We start from the raw sequence: 14,650 nt of genomic DNA on the forward strand, positions 1-14,650 counted from the left end.
GTCGGGGTCAGCGGCAGCCGCAGCCGGCCAGGGCACCGGCGATCCGGTCGAGGGCCTGACGGCTGACGTCCGAGTCGACGGCCGGGGCCCGGTCGGTGAGGACCGCGAAGGTGAGCAGCCGACCCTCGGCCGTGGTGACCAGCCCGGCGATGGCGTGCACCCCGCTCAGCGTGCCGGTCTTGGCCCGGACCACCCCGGCGCCGGCGGCGGTCGCGTCGACCCGGTAACGGTCACCCAGGGTGCCGGACCAGGCGCCGACCGGCAGGCCGCCGAAGATGGCGCCCAGGTCCGGCTGGTCGCCCTTGCCGGCGAGTGCGATCAGGTCGGTGAGCAGGGACGGGCTGATCCGGTTGTTCCGGGACAGCCCGCTGCCGTCGGAGAGGCTGATCTCGTCGGCCGGCAGGCCCAGCTCGCCGATGACCTCGTCCATCGCCGCCGCCCCACCGACGAAGCTCGCCGGCTGGTTGCGGGCCAACGCCACCTGCCGGGCCAGCGCCTCGGCGACCACGTTGTCGCTGTCGCTGATCATGATGTCGACCAGCCGGATCATCGGCAGCGACTCGACCTTGCCCAGTTCGGTGCCGGGCGCCGGGGCGCCGGTGGCCGCGGCCCCGCCGGCCGGCGGGGCGGTGCCCGAGGTGACCTGGGCGTCCCCGCCGAGGCCGAGGAGCCGGGCGAAGGAGCGGCCGGCGGTCAGGTCGGGCCGCGGGACCCGCTCGGCCGCGCCGTGGGTGTCGTCGAAGGTCTTCCGGGCCGCCTCGGGGTCGCTGCGCGCGCCGTCGGTCATCAGCGCGGTGATCGACGCGCCGTAGCCGCCGGTCGGGATGTCGTCGTCCCAGCCGGGGCCGTGCACCGGGCCGGGGAAGAGCGAGGAGTCGACCACGACCTTGGTCGGAGCGGTGCCGCCGAGCGCCTGCTTCACCTGCTTGGCCAGCGTGTCCAGGCGGGCCGCGCCGCGGTAGAAGCCCTTGCCGTCCACGGCGAGGGTCGGGTCGCCGCCGCCGACGAGCACCACCTCGCCCGGGTTCGCCCCGGCCACCGCCCGGGTGGGGATGCGGTACCCGGGGCCGCGGGCCTCCAGCACGGTCACGCCGGTCGCCAGCTTGGTCACCGAGGCGGGCACCGTGCCGTCGTCGCCGCCCCGGGCGTAGATGGACTGCCCGGTGGTCAGGTCGGCCACCGAGATGTTCACCCGGCTGCCGAGGGCGGCCGCCCCGAGCAGGGGCTCCACGGCGGCGCGTACCCCGGCGGAGGTGGGCTGCGGGGCGTTGGCGTCGGGGCCGGCGAGCACCGGCGACGGGTCGGGCTCCGGCGCCTGGGCGGCGGCGGCCGGTCCGGCGGCGTCGTCGCCCAGCCACCCGGCGACCGGCCCGGGACGGAGCACCACGGCGACCCCGGCCAGCACGAGCAGCAGCACCGTGGCGAGTACCGCGACCGGCAGCAGCCGGCGACGCCGGCGCGGCGCGGGGGGCGGCGGAGCCAGCGGGCCGGCGCCCGCCGGCGGCGGGGAGACGGGCATCGAGCCGGCCGGGGAGACCGGACCGGCCGACGGCGAGACCGGCGCGGCGCCGTAGAGGTGCCCCTGGCCGGCGCGGTGGACCTGGCCGGGCCCGGTGGCCGGGGCGTCCCAGGTAGGCGGCTGGACCCGGGCCGACCCGGCGGCCGACGGCGGCCCGGACGGCACGCGGGCGGAGCCGGCGGCGGGACGGCCGGGCGGGTTCACCTCGGGGAACCGGCCGGCGTTGCGGGGATCGCCCGGCCAGGCCGGCGGAACCGGCCCCGACGGGGACTGCCCGGCGCCGGTCCCGGGCGGGGCAGACCGGTCGGCCGGGTGCGCACCGGGCACCGGGACCCGTCCGCTCGCGGATCCACCGGACCCGCGCCCGTCAACCCCCTCCGGGCGGTAGTGTGAATCTTCCCTCCCCACGACCCCCTCCTCCCGCCTCCGGAACCAGCCTGGGTGACACTACTTCGGTCCGAAGACTATGCGGCGTCCGGAGCCGGTGGGTGGCCAATCACCCGTACCGGGGGCGTCTGTGGTTCCGTTCAGCCAGCGTGGGCAGACGAGGGAGCGTGGGAGATGGATTTCGACGTCACGGTTGAGATCCCGAAGGGTCACCGAAACAAGTACGAGGTGGACCACGTGACCGGCCGGATCCGGCTGGACCGCACCCTCTTCACGTCGACCCAGTACCCGGCCGACTACGGCTTCATCGAGGGCACCCTCGGCGAGGACGGCGACCCGCTGGACGCGCTGGTGCTCGTCCCCGAGCCGACCTTCCCGGGTTGCCTGATCCGCTGCCGCACGATCGGCATGTTCCGGATGACGGACGAAAAGGGCGGCGACGACAAGGTCCTCTGCGTGCCCTACGAGGACCCGCGCCAGGAGCACCTGCGCGACATCCACCACCTGGGCGAGTTCGACCGGCTGGAGATCCAGCACTTCTTCGAGGTCTACAAGGACCTGGAGCCGGGCAAGTCGGTCGAGGGTGCCACCTGGGTGGGCCGGGTCGAGGCCGAGGCCGAGATCCGCGCGTCGTACCAGCGGGCCAAGGACGCCGAGGAGCACGGCGACACCGCGCACTGACACCAGCACGTCGGCGAAGGGCCCGGGGGTGACCGCGGGTCCTTCGCCGTCCGCTCGGCCGAGTCAGCCGAGCAGGCCGCGCGCGGCGTCGTAGAGGCCCAGCACCGCGCAGGCCACCGGCACGACGGAGACCACCAGCGCGGTGTCGGTCAGGTCGGCCATCCGACCGACGTACGGCGACACCGGCCGCCGGGCGTACGTGGTGCCGGCCGCCACGGCGGTGAGCGCCACCAGCAGCCCGCCCACGGTCAGCGCCAGCACTCCGGCATCGCCGGCCCCGGCGGCCAGCGCCACGCCGAGCACCGCGAACCCGGCCAGCCCGGCCAGCACGGGCGGCACCCGGTGGCGGACCGCCACGAAGAGCCGGGAGCGCAGCAGCAGCACCGCCGAGACGACGGCCAGCAGCAGCCGCCCGGCCAGCCCGCCGGTGACGCCGAGCACCAGCGCCGCGGCGAGCGCCAGCGCGCCTTGCCCGATCAGCATCCCGGTCAGCATCTCCTCGGTCCGGGCCACCGCCGCGTGCACCCGCGCCCGGTCGGGCAGGTCCCGCACGCCGTCCGGGCCGCCGGTCGGGCCGGTCGGCAGGGTGATCGGCGGCAGCGGCATCTTGCCCAGCCGGATCGCCAGCAGCGGCAGCCCGCCGAGGGCGAAGACCAGCACGCAGAGCAGCACCGCCGCGGTCTCGGCCGGCCCGAGCAGGAGCCCGCCGAGGGCGGCCGCCGCGCCGACGGCGCCGAGGGTCGCGCCGGCCACGAAGACCCGTAGCCGGGTGGCGGTGCCGAGCAGGCCGAGCACCGACACCAGCAGCAGCGCCACCGCGCCGGCCAGCAGCTCGGGGGCGCCCAGCCAGGGCAGCGGCCGGAACGCACCGACCGGGTCGCCGGAGCTGACCGCGAGGGCGCCGGCCGCCGCGGCGTACGGCAGCGCGTACCCGCCGAGGGTGGCGCCGGTCGGGCCGTCCCCGTACGCCCGGGAGGCGACCGTGCCGGCGAGCGCGAGCAGCAGCGCGACGGTGACCGCCAACGGCCAGCCGGCCCGGTGCTGCGGCCCGCCGGCCAGGACGGCGACCAGCCCGACGGCCAGCGGCACGCCCGCGCCCGCGAGCGCGGCGGCCCGGGTGGCGGTGGGCGACCAGGCGCTGCCGCGCCGGCGGGCGCCGTCGGCGATCGCCTCCACCACGTCGTCGTACTCCAGCTCGGGCCACTCGGCGTGGGCCGGCACGAGGTGCAGCACCTCGCCGTCGCGCACCCCTTGGGGAAGCAGCGCCTGCGCGGTCGCCAGCACCGCGCCGTCGGTGCGGCGCAGCACCCAGCCGCCGTGCCGCTCGCCGTCGTCGGCCAGCCCTTCGCCGGCGTGCCGCAGCACCTCGGGCAGCAGCTCGGCGAGGGGCACCTGCTCCGGCAGGGCCACGTCGACGCGTCGTTGCGGAGCGCTGATGGTGACCCTTGCCAGCCCGGTAGTCATCGACTGATCTCCATATCGAGCGGGAGCGGTGGCTGACGGACGACAGGACTTTACCTACCATGAGCCAGGCTCGGGTTACCGAGCGCCACCTTGGAGGGTCAGTGTCCACTGTCGTCATCAAGCGACCACCGCGCCGTCCGGCACCGGAGATACCGGTCGGTGAGCTGCCCGTCGAGGCGCCACCGGAGATCCCCGCGGTGGCCGGTGGCCGCTGGCAGCAGGCGCTGATGGTGCTGCCCATGCTGGGCGGCACGGTGGCGATGGCGATGATGTTCGGCCGGGGCGGCGGCGCCTACTCCTACGTGGTGGGCGGCATGTTCGGGCTCTCCTCGGTGGCGATGCTGGTGACCTCGTGGGGCAGCGCCGCCGGCACCCCGAAGAAGTCGGAGATGATGGCCGCTCGCCGCGAGTACCTGCGGCACCTGGCCGCGCTGCGCCGCCGGGTCCGGCAGACGGCCGGGCAGCAGCGGGCCGGGCTCTTCTACCGGCACCCGGACCCGGGTCGGCTCTGGTCGACCGTCGACAGCCACCGGGTCTGGGAGCGCCGACCGGGCGACCCGGACTTCGCCGTGGTCCGGGTGGCCGTCGGCCCGCAGACCCTGGCCACGCCCCTGATCCCACCGGTCACCCGGCCGCTGGAGGAGCTGGAACCGATGACCGCGGGGGCGCTGCGGCGCTTCCTCGACGCGTACTCGGTGGTGCCGGACCTGCCGGTGGCGCTGTCGATGCGCAGCTTCGCCCGGGTCTTCGTCCGCGGCGAGGCCGGGGACGCGCGGGGCGGCACCGGCTCGCCCGGCGCGCAGGCGCTGGCCCGGGCCATGGTCACCCAGCTCGCCGTCTTCCACGCTCCGGACGAACTGCTCATCGCGGTCTGCGCCGGGCCGGAACGGCGGGCGCTCTGGGAATGGGTCAAGTGGCTGCCACACGCCCACCATCCCGGCCGCACCGACGCGCTCGGCCCGGTCCGGCTGGTCACCAGCTCCGCCGCCGAACTGGAACGGCTGCTCGACGAGGTGCTGGCCAGCCGGTCCCGGTTCAGCCCGGCGGGCCCGGCCACCGACGGGCCGCACGTGGTGGTCCTGCTCGACGGCGGCGACCTGACCGGGGCGACCGAGCTGGCCGGGGACGGCGGCATCGACGCGGTCACCGTCATCGACCTGGACACCCCGCCACCGCGGCTGCTCGACCGCTTCGCCCTCCTGCTGGAGTTGCGCGGCGACCGGCTGCACTCCCGGTCGGCCGAGGGCCACGCCGAGGTGGGCACCGCCGACCGGCTGGAGGTCGCCGACGCCGAGGCGGTGGCCCGCCGGCTCGCGCCGCTGCGGCTGGCCACCACCGTACGCGGGGGCGAGACCGCGCCCGGGGCCGAGCTGGGCCTGCCCGAGCTGCTCGGCATCGGCGACCCGGAGGGCTTCACCGCCGAGCAGGGCTGGGCGCCCCGCTCGGGGCGGGACCGGCTGCGGGTGCCGATCGGGGTCGGTGCCGACGGCGGCGCGATCGAGCTGGACCTGAAGGAGTCGGCGCAGGACGGCATGGGTCCGCACGGCCTGCTGATCGGCGCGACCGGCTCCGGCAAGTCGGAGCTGCTGCGCACCCTGGTGCTCGGTCTGGCCGCCACGCACAGCTCGGAACAGCTCAACTTCGTACTGGTCGACTTCAAGGGCGGCGCCACCTTCGCCTCCTTCGACCGGCTGCCGCACACCGCCGCCGTGATCACCAACCTCGCCGACGCGCTGCCGCTGGTGGACCGGATGGTGGACGCCATCAACGGCGAGCTGATGCGCCGCCAGGAGCTGCTGCGCCGGGCCGGCAACTTCGCCAGCCTGCGCGACTACGAGCGGGCCCGGGCCGCCGGCACCCCGCTGGCCCCGCTGCCCTCGCTGCTGCTGATCTGCGACGAGTTCTCCGAGCTGCTCTCCGCCAAGCCGGACTTCATCGACCTGTTCGTCCAGATCGGACGGCTGGGCCGGTCGCTCGGGGTGCACCTGCTGCTGGCCAGCCAGCGCCTGGAGGAGGGGCGGCTCCGAGGCCTCGACACCCACCTGTCGTACCGGATCGGGTTGCGCACCTTCTCGGCGCTGGAGTCCCGGACGGTGCTCGGGGTGCCGGACGCGCACGAGCTGCCCCGCTCGCCCGGGCACGGCTACCTGCGCGCCGGTACCGACCCGCTGGTCCGGTTCAAGGCCGCGTACGTCTCCGGTCCGGTCCGCCGGCGGGGCGCGGCGACCGGCGGCGGCGCGGGCGGCGGCACCCGGCTGCTCACCTTCTCCACCCACCTGGTGCCGGTACCGGAGCCGGCCACCCCGGCGCCGCCCGCCGTCGAGGAGGAGACGGAGAACCTGCTCGACGTGCTGGTCGGCCGGCTCGCCGGGCAGGGCCCACCGGCGCACCAGGTCTGGCTGCCCCCGCTCGACACCGCGCCCGCGCTGGACGAGCTGCTCGGGCCGGCGGCCGTCGACCCGCAGCGCGGCCTCACCGTGGCCAACCCGGAGCTGCACGGCGCGCTCCAGGTGCCGGTGGCCGTGGTGGACAAGCCCTTCGAGCAGCGCCGCGACCTGCTCTGGTTGGCGCTGGATGGCGCGGCCGGGCACGTGGCGGTGGTCGGCGGGCCGCAGAGCGGCAAGTCGCACCTGCTCCGCACGCTGATCTGCGCGCTGGCGCTCACCCACACGCCGGCCGAGGCGCAGGTCTACTGCCTGGACTTCGGCGGTGGCGGGCTCGCCGCGCTGCGCGACCTGCCGCACGTCGGTCAGGTGGCGGGGCGGTCCGACCCGACGGTGGTGCGCCGGACCATCGGCGAGATCGCCACCCTGCTCGCCGAGCGGGAGCGCCGCTTCGCCGAGCTGGGCGTCGAGTCGATGACGGCCTGGCGGCAGCGTCGGTCCGGGTTGGCGGGGGCCGGCCAGCCGACCGTCGACCCGTTCGGCGACGTCTTCCTGGTGGTCGACGGCTGGGCCACCCTACGCGGCGAGTACGACGACCTGGAACCGCTGGTCACCGACCTGGCCACCCGCGGCCTGTCGTACGGGGTGCACGTGGTGGCGAGCGCGGTCCGTTGGATGGACTTCCGCCCGGCCATCCGGGACCTGTTCGGCTCCCGGCTGGAGCTGCGCCTCGGCGACCCGTCGGACTCGGCGGTGAAGCGGGTCGCCGCGGCGAGCGTGCCGGAGAAGTCACCCGGCCGGGGCATCACCGCGCAGAGCCTGCACTTCCTCACCGCGCTGCCCCAGCTGGCCGGGACGGAGCCGGCCGATCTGGTGAAGGCGGTCGCCGGAGCCTGGTCCGGTCCGCCCGCCCCGCGGGTGCGGCTGCTCCCGCCGGTGCTCCCCTACGCCGACCTCGACACCTCCGCCGCCACCGGGCTGGCCTTTCCGATCGGCGTGGCCGAGGCGGACCTGCGCCCGGTGGCGGTGGACTTCGCCAGCGAGCCGCACTTCGTGGTCTTCGGCGACGCGGAGTGCGGCAAGTCCTCGTTCCTGCGCGCGCTGGCCACCTCGATCATCGACCGGTTCACCCCGGAGCAGGCCCGGATCATCCTGGTCGACTACCGGCGCAGCCTGTACAGCCTGATCGACGACCCGCACGTGATCGGGTACGGCAGCGCGGCGGCGCACACCGCCGAGCTGGTCGAGTCGGTCGCCGGCTACATGCAGGCCCGGCTGCCCGGGCGGGACGTGACCCCGGCGCAGCTGCGGGAGCGGTCCTGGTGGTCCGGGCCGGAACTGTTCGTGCTGGTCGACGACTACGACCTGGTGTCCAGCGGCCCGGCGAACCCGCTGCGCGGCCTGGAGGAGCACCTGCCGCAGGCCCGCGACATCGGGCTGCACCTGGTGCTGGTCCGCCGTTCCGGCGGCGCGGCCCGGGCCCAGTACGAGCCGATCGTGCAGCGGCTGCGCGAACTCTCCACCGCCGGGCTGGTGATGAGCGGCAGCCCGGACGAGGGACCGCTGGTCGGTCAGGTCCGTCCCGGGCCGCTGCCGCCCGGACGGGGCCGGCTGGTCACCCGGCGTGAGGGCGTACGCCTGGTCCAGTTGGCACATCTGCCCCCACCGTGAGCGTGTCCGGCGGAACGTCCCGCCGGGGAGGGGAAAACCGGTAATCTGCCGAGCAGCACGTGTCAAGGACGATGAATGGCGGAGGATGTGACCAGGGTTCGGCACGGCTCCCCGACCGCGCTCCACCGGTTCGCCGGCCGGGCGTTGCTCGGTGTTGTGGCGACCGCCGTGACGGTCGTCGGTGCGGTGCCACCACCGGCGTCGGCCGCACCGTCCCGACCGGTCACCGTCGCCGCGTGGGCCGCCGGCGCGCCGCTGGCCGAGCCGGGTTTCGTCCCGCTGGAGACCACGGCCCGGGCCGACCGGGTCCGCGACGACCAGTGGCAGCTCCAGGAGTTGCGGGCCAGCACCGCGTGGAGCGCCTCCACCGGCCGGGGGGTCACCGTCGCGGTGATCGACTCCGGTGTGGACGCCGCCCACCCGGACCTGGCCGGCCAGGTGCTGCCCGGCATCGACCTGGTCACCCCCGCCGGCGCCGACGAGCCGGACCCGGTGGGCCACGGCACCACGGTGGCCAGCCTGATCGCCGGGCGCAACGACGACCGCAAGGGCGTGGCCGGGCTGGCCCCGGGCGCCCGCATCCTGCCGGTCCGGGTGCTCGACGACGAGAACCGCTACGACGACGCGATGATCGTCGCCAAGGGGGTGCGCTGGGCGGTCGACAACGGCGCCCGCGTGATCAACCTGTCGCTCGGCGGCAGCGGCGACAGCCCGGCGCTGGCCGCCGCGCTCGACTACGCCTTCGCCCGGGACGTGGTCGTGGTCGCCTGCACCGGCAACCTCGCCACCTCGTCCAGCCCCAAGGTCTGGTACCCGGCCCGGGAGCCCGGCGTGATCGCCGTGGCCGGGCTGGAAGGCAGCAGCGAGAACCTGTGGTCCGGCTCGATCACCGGGCACGCCACCACCCTCACCGCGCCGGCCACCCGCCTGGTCGGGGCCCGTCCACCGGACGGGTACTGGGGAGTACAGGGCACCAGTTTCGCCGCACCGCTGGTGGCGGCGACCGCCGCGCTGGTGCGTGCCCGGTTCCCGGAGATGTCCGCCGGGGACGTGGTCAACCGGCTGCTGGCCACCGCGAAGGACATCGGCCCCACCGGCCGGGACGACCGCTTCGGCTACGGCCTGGTCGACCCGGTGGCCGCGGTGACGGCGGACGTGCCGCTGGTGCACCGCAACCCGCTCGACGACCAGACCTCCCCCGGCGTGGTCGGCTTCGGCCCGGCGCCCGGGTCGACCGACGACGCCCAGGCCGGTGGCACGGGCTCCGAGCCGCTCGGCTTCACCGCGCCCCGGCAGCACACCCGCTGGTCCGCCCAACCGGCCGGCGCCGAGGACGACACCGCGCCGCGCCGGCTCTGGACCGGCGTGGCCATCCTCGTCGCCCTGGTGACCGGCACCGCGCTGATGATCCGCCGGTTCCGCCTCTGGGGCCGCTGACCCCGGCCTGATCGGCCGCGTCGCTGGGTAAGTGCTGACGCCATGAGCAACCCCGGCCAGCGCACCTCCGTACCTCCGTCGGCCCGCTCCTGGCGGGGTCGACGCCTGGACCGCGACCACTCGCTGGGCCTGCGGCTGACCCTGGCCTCGGCGGCGGCGTTCCTGGTCCTGGTGCCGTTCGCGCTGCTGGCCGTGCTGGTGGTGGGCGCCTGGCCGCCGCTGCACCACCTGGACGCGGTGGTGACCGACGCGCTGTACGGCTACGCCGTCGACCACCCGGGCTGGGTGCGGGTGATGAACGGGTGGACCACCGTCTTCGGCCCGGGGCCACTGCGGGTGGCAGCGCTGGCCCTGGTGGTCTGGCTGTGGACCCGCCGGGCCCGCCGGCTGGCCCTCTGGGTGGTCACCACGATGACCGTCGGCGGGCTGCTCGGCGCGCTGTTGAAACTGCTGGTCGGCCGGAGCCGGCCGGACCTGCTCGACCCGGTGGCCCGGGCGGCCGGCTTCGCCTTCCCGTCCGGGCACACGCTGAACGCCACCCTGGCCGCCGGCGTGCTGCTGCTGGTCTTCCTGCCGTACGCCCGGGGCCGGACGGCGGCGCGGGTGGCGCTCTGGGTGGCGGCGGTGCTGGTCGCCGGGGTGACCGGGCTGAGTCGGGTGGCGCTCGGCGTGCACTGGACCAGCGACGTGCTGGGCGGCTGGCTGCTCGGCGTGGCGGTGGTGGCGGCGACCTCCGCCGCGTTCATCACCTGGCGGGAGCGGACCGGCCGGCCCACCGCCCGGCCCGCCGCCGAGGGCGTGCAACCGGAGCTGGCCGACGACCGGAACGAGCCCGACGCGTAGTTGTGGCCCGGCGGGGGTAATGGGCGGCCCATGTCCGACTTCGCGGTGCAGGTCGTCAAGCGGGTGCTGGTGCCGGTGGCCCTGCTGCTCACCTTCATGGTCCTGCTCGGGGTGCTGGTCACCCGGGTGCTGGACCGGGTCTGGCCGTTCACCGTGGAGGACGCGGTCAACCGGGACCTGGCCGCCGACCGCACCGGCGGCTGGAACGACGTCTCGCTGGTGTTCAGCACGCTCGCCAGCACCCAGGTGATCGTCCTGGTCACCGCGGTGGCGGCGCTGGTCCTGCGGCTGGTGCTGCACCGCTGGCGGGAGCCGCTGTTCCTGTGCGCCGCGGTCAGCGCCCAGGCGCTGGTCTTCCTGCTGACCACGATGGCCATCGACCGGCGTCGCCCGGCCGTCGAGCAGATGGACGTCTCGCCGCCCACCTCCAGCTTCCCGTCCGGGCACACCTCGGCGGCGGTGGCGCTCTACGTCGGCATCGCGCTGCTGCTGGCGCTGCGGGCGAAGAGCACCGCCGGAAAGGTCACCTGGTGCGCCCTGCTGGTCCTGGTGCCGGTCGGGGTGGCGCTCACCCGGATGTACCGGGGCATGCACCACCCGAGCGACGTGGTGGCGTCCTTCGTCAACGGCGGTACCTGTGTGGCGATCATGGCCCGGGCGCTGCTGGACCGGACGCTGAACTGGGGTCGGGCCCGGCTGCCCAGGGTCACCCCGTCAGGCGGGGACGTGGCCGCCGCCCGTGCCCGGAGCTGACCCCGGCCGCGCGGCGGGGCTCAGGTGCAGTCGCCCGTGCCCACCCCACGGGTACGCTCCGCGCCCTCCAGCGCCACCGGCCGCGCCTCCGCCGCGGTGACCGCGAAACCAGTGTTCGGGTCGTCCGCCGCCGCCGCGAAGATCACGCCGAGCACCAGGCCGTTGGAGGAGACCAGCGGGCCGCCGGAGTTGCCGCTGCGGACCAGCGCCCGGATCGTGTAGATCTCCCGGGTCACGTCCCCCGAGGAGTAGATGTCCGGCCCGGTGATCCGGTCGACGTCGCGCACCCGGGCCGGCCGGGCGTCGTACGGGCCGTCGAGGGGGAAGCCGAGCACGATCGCGTCCGAGCCGCTGCCGGCCTGCCCGGCGGCGAAGCGCAGGGACGGGCCGGGCAGCCCGGGCACGTGCAGCACGGCGAGGTCGCGGTCCGGGTCGTAGACGACCACCTCGCCGTCGTACCGCTCGCCGCGCAGCTCCACGGCGACCGAGCGGGTGCCGGCCACCACGTGCGCGTTGGTCATCACCCGGTCGTCGGCGTACACGAATCCGGAGCCCTCGATGCGGCGCGCGCAGCTCGGCGCGGAACCCAGCACCTTGACCACCGACCGCTGGCTGTTCGCAACCACCTGGGAGCCGGCCAGGGCCGGATCGGGCGGGGAGACCTGCCGCGCCTGGGTGCGGCCCAGGCCGTTGAAGACGTCCGGGAAGCCGTCGGTGTCCACCGTGTCGCGCAGGGCGGTGGAGAGCTCCTGTGCCCGGTCGGGCAGCACCCGGTCCACCACGGTCAGCAGCGCGCTGTTCTTGACCGAGGCGGACAGCCAGGGCAGCGGGGAGGAGGCCAGCGGAACGGCGACCAGCCAGGCCACCAGCATCACCGCGAAGAGCGAGACGAACGCGCCGCCGATGTCGTCGGCCCGCTTCGCCACGTCGTTGGTGATCGTCCTGCGCAGGTGCGAGCCGAGCCAGCCGGCGAGCGCCTGCCCGAGCACGGCCAACCCGAAGACGGCGACCAGGGAGATCAGCACCCGGGTGCCGCTGTCGACGAACTGCCGGGCGAAGATCGGGCCGACCTGGAGGCCGAGGAGCGCGCCCAGGAAGAAGCCGGAGAGCGAGAGCGCCCCGATGGCGAAGCCCTGGCGGTATCCGCTGATCGCGAACACGAGCATGAGCAGGAGCAGGACGAGATCCACGACGGACACGCGTCAAGGGTACGGGCACCGGGCACGACCGGGGCGTTGCGCTTGCGGAACGTGACGGTCAGGTCAGCGGGCCCGCCATCTCGTCGACCTCGTCGGTGCCGGCGGAGGGTGCCGGGGCGGCCCCGGCGGGTGGCAGTTCGATCACCCGGCCGCGCGGCCAGGGGCGGGCCCAGCCCCCCATCTCCAGGAGCGTGGCGAGCACCCCGGCGGTGAAGCCCCAGACCAGCATGCCGCGCACGGAGAAGGCGGGCCCGATCCAGCCGCTCGGGTGGCGTACCCGCATCCGGTTCTCCGGGTCGACCAGCTCGGCGACGGGCAGCCGGGCGACGTGGGCGACCTCGGCCGGCTCCCGGGGGTGCACCGGGTGCGGCGCGTGCCACCAGGCCAGCACCGGGGTCACCACGAAGTCGCTGACCGGGATCCACAGCCTGGGCAGCTCGGCCAGCACGGTCACGCTGGCCGGGTCGAGGCCGACCTCCTCGTTCGCCTCGCGCAGCGCCGTCGCGGAGGCGTCGGCGTCCTCCGGGTCGGCCGCGCCGCCGGGGAAGGCCGGCTGGCCGGCGTGGTTGCGCAGGGTCGCGGCCCGTTGGAGCACCAGCACGTCCGGGCCGGCGCCGGGCTCCTCGCCGAGCAGCACCAGCACCGCGCTCTCCCGGCCGCCCTCCTCGGGGGTGGTGAGCCGGGTGAAGTCCTCCACCCGGGCGGTGCCGAGCCGACCGAGCAGCGGGTCGATCCAGGCCGGCGGGCGGGTCACGCGGAAACCTCCACGCCGAGGTGCTGCCGGACCAGCGCGGCGAGCCGGGCGTCGTCGAGGGCGCCGGTGGCGTCGGTGTGGCGTACCCGGCCCTGCGCGTCGACGAGGAGGGTCAGCGGGAGGGCGTTGCGCCCCAGCTCCCGCTGCAGCGCCTCGCCCTGGTCGAACAGCATCGGGAAGCGGATGCCGTAGTCCTCCCCGATGGACTGGGCGGCGGTACGGGTGTCCCGGCTGTTGACGCCGATCACCTGGAGCCGGCCGGTCGCACGCTCGCTGAGCCGCTGGAAGGCGGGCAGCTCCTTGCGGCAGGGCGGGCACCAGGAGGCCCAGACGTTGACCACGGCGGGGCCCCGGACGTCCCGCAGCGCCACCGGGGTGCCGCCGGTGAAGCAGGAGAGGATCAGGCCCGGCAGCACCGCCCCGGCACCGCCCGCCCCGACGGCTCCGCTGGCGGCCGGCGCGGCACCGGTCGTGGCGGTGCCCGACGTCGCGGTGCCGGTCGTGGCGGCGCCCGGCGTGGTGGTGCCCGGCGTGGTGGTGCCCGGCGTCGCGGTACCGGTCGTGGCGGCACCGGAGGGCGTGGCGGCAGCGGTCGCGGCCGGGGGGCGGGTCAGCGTCGCGCAGTCGGCGAACGGCGACGGGCGTTCGGCCCGGGCGGTCGGGGTGGCGGCGCTGCCCTGACCGGTGGCGGTGCAGCCGGCTACGGCCAGCAGCGCGGGGACGAGCAGGGCAGCCAGCCGCCGGTTCACGGCACCTCCGCGGCGACGGCCTGCTGCGGCACCAGCTCCGGGTCGACCCGGGCGGCGGCCGCGAGGTCCCGGGCCCGGGGGCCCTTGAGCAGCTTCGCGGCGGCGGCCGGCTCGGTCGGCCCGGTCCCGTACGACGGGCAGAGCTTCGCCAGCGTGCAGGCCCCGCAGGCCGGCTTGCGGGCATGGCAGACCCGCCGGCCGTGGAAGATGATCCGGTGCGAGAGCATGGTCCACTCGCGCTTGGGGAAGAGCGCGCTGATCTCGTGCTCGATCTTCACCGGGTCGGTCTGCGCGGTGAGCCTCCAGCGCTGCACCAGCCGCTGGAAGTGGGTGTCGACGGTGATCCCCGGGACGTCGAAGGCGTTGCCGAGGATGACGTTGGCGGTCTTGCGGCCGATCCCGGGCAGCGTCACCAGGTCGGCCAGCTTGCCGGGGACCCTGCCGTCGTACCGTTCGACCAGGGCCTGGCCCAGCTTGATCAGTGAGTCGGTCTTGTTGCGGTAGAAGCCGGTCGGCCGGATCAGCTCCTCCAGCTCCGCCCGGTCGGCCCCGGCGTAGTCGGCCGCCGTCGGGTAGCGGACGAAGAGCTTCGGGGTGACCTCGTTGACCTTCTTGTCGGTGCACTGCGCGGAAAGGATGGTGGCGACGGCCAGCTCCAACGCGTTGGAGTGGTCGAGTTCACAGTGCGCGTCGGGGTGCGCCTCGGTCAGCGCCCGGCCGATCCGCCGGGCGCGCCGGGTCCGGCCGAGGTCCGTCTCGGTGGAGCTGATGGTCACGCCGGCCAGCCTACGTCGCCGGGACGACCACCC

Annotated in this window: 11 protein-coding genes; 5 read left to right on the forward strand and 6 right to left on the reverse strand. The window is 75.6% G+C overall.

The window, feature by feature from the left end; genetic code table 11:
• Positions 1-7 precede the first annotated feature (7 nt).
• Positions 8-1,519 (reverse strand): D-alanyl-D-alanine carboxypeptidase/D-alanyl-D-alanine endopeptidase, encoded by a 1,512-nt coding sequence (gene dacB / locus V6U89_RS11600; RefSeq protein ID WP_334570959.1) that lies wholly within the window; start codon positions 1,517-1,519, stop codon positions 8-10.
• 561 nt (positions 1,520-2,080) lie between these two features.
• Between dacB and V6U89_RS11605 the strand changes: the two genes are divergently transcribed.
• A complete protein-coding gene (locus tag V6U89_RS11605) occupies positions 2,081-2,587 on the forward strand; it encodes an inorganic diphosphatase (RefSeq protein ID WP_334570879.1) in 507 nt (168 codons plus the stop codon).
• 63 nt (positions 2,588-2,650) lie between these two features.
• Here V6U89_RS11605 and eccD read toward each other — a convergent pair whose 3' ends face one another.
• A complete protein-coding gene (gene eccD / locus V6U89_RS11610) occupies positions 2,651-4,051 on the reverse strand; it encodes a type VII secretion integral membrane protein EccD (protein ID WP_334570880.1) in 1,401 nt (466 codons plus the stop codon).
• A 101-nt stretch (positions 4,052-4,152) separates the two neighbouring features.
• Between eccD and eccCa the strand changes: the two genes are divergently transcribed.
• The 4 genes from eccCa to V6U89_RS11630 all read left to right on the forward strand — a co-directional run bounded on the left by eccCa (position 4,153) and on the right by V6U89_RS11630 (position 11,139).
• Entirely contained in the window at positions 4,153-8,106 is a 3,954-nt protein-coding gene (eccCa, locus tag V6U89_RS11615) for a type VII secretion protein EccCa (protein WP_334570881.1), read from the forward strand.
• Between the two features lie 75 nt (positions 8,107-8,181).
• Positions 8,182-9,543: a type VII secretion-associated serine protease mycosin gene (mycP, locus tag V6U89_RS11620; RefSeq protein WP_334570882.1), complete on the forward strand. Its 1,362-nt coding sequence runs from the start codon at positions 8,182-8,184 to the stop codon at positions 9,541-9,543.
• Between the two features lie 42 nt (positions 9,544-9,585).
• Positions 9,586-10,386 carry a phosphatase PAP2 family protein gene (locus V6U89_RS11625; protein ID WP_334570884.1) on the forward strand — a complete coding sequence of 267 codons (801 nt, stop codon included), beginning with the start codon at positions 9,586-9,588 and terminating at the stop codon, positions 10,384-10,386.
• A gap of 30 nt (positions 10,387-10,416) precedes the next feature.
• Positions 10,417-11,139 (forward strand): phosphatase PAP2 family protein, encoded by a 723-nt coding sequence (locus V6U89_RS11630; protein WP_334570886.1) that lies wholly within the window; start codon positions 10,417-10,419, stop codon positions 11,137-11,139.
• A gap of 20 nt (positions 11,140-11,159) precedes the next feature.
• On the opposite strand, the gene V6U89_RS11635 is transcribed toward V6U89_RS11630, so the two are convergent.
• Genes V6U89_RS11635 through nth form a run of 4 tightly spaced genes read right to left on the reverse strand, consistent with a single transcriptional unit; the run spans position 11,160 to position 14,617 of the window.
• Positions 11,160-12,338, reverse strand: a complete 1,179-nt coding sequence (locus tag V6U89_RS11635; protein WP_088959917.1) for a MarP family serine protease — start codon at positions 12,336-12,338, stop codon at positions 11,160-11,162.
• A 58-nt stretch (positions 12,339-12,396) separates the two neighbouring features.
• A complete protein-coding gene (locus tag V6U89_RS11640) occupies positions 12,397-13,092 on the reverse strand; it encodes an NUDIX hydrolase (RefSeq protein ID WP_334570888.1) in 696 nt (231 codons plus the stop codon).
• Positions 13,089-13,841, reverse strand: coding sequence for a TlpA family protein disulfide reductase (locus tag V6U89_RS11645; RefSeq protein WP_334570889.1), 753 nt, complete (start codon positions 13,839-13,841; stop codon positions 13,089-13,091). The genes V6U89_RS11640 and V6U89_RS11645 overlap by 4 nt, the downstream gene beginning before the upstream one ends.
• Complete coding sequence (gene nth / locus V6U89_RS11650) at positions 13,838-14,617, reverse strand: endonuclease III (RefSeq protein WP_334570890.1); 780 nt, start codon at positions 14,615-14,617, stop codon at positions 13,838-13,840. Before nth ends, V6U89_RS11645 begins: the two co-directional genes overlap by 4 nt.
• Positions 14,618-14,650: the final 33 nt, after the last annotated feature.

Source organism: Micromonospora sp. CPCC 206171 (assembly GCF_036906755.1).
Classification (GTDB): domain Bacteria; phylum Actinomycetota; class Actinomycetes; order Mycobacteriales; family Micromonosporaceae; genus Micromonospora; species Micromonospora purpureochromogenes.

Coding starts and splice junctions, on each gene's coding strand:
- dacB (WP_334570959.1), bottom strand. CDS start 1,519: ATGCCCGTCTCCCCGCCGCCGGCGGGCGCCGGCCCGCTGGCTCCGCCG.
- V6U89_RS11605 (WP_334570879.1), top strand. CDS start 2,081: ATGGATTTCGACGTCACGGTTGAGATCCCGAAGGGTCACCGAAACAAG.
- eccD (WP_334570880.1), bottom strand. CDS start 4,051: ATGACTACCGGGCTGGCAAGGGTCACCATCAGCGCTCCGCAACGACGC.
- mycP (WP_334570882.1), top strand. CDS start 8,182: ATGGCGGAGGATGTGACCAGGGTTCGGCACGGCTCCCCGACCGCGCTC.
- V6U89_RS11625 (WP_334570884.1), top strand. CDS start 9,586: ATGAGCAACCCCGGCCAGCGCACCTCCGTACCTCCGTCGGCCCGCTCC.
- V6U89_RS11630 (WP_334570886.1), top strand. CDS start 10,417: ATGTCCGACTTCGCGGTGCAGGTCGTCAAGCGGGTGCTGGTGCCGGTG.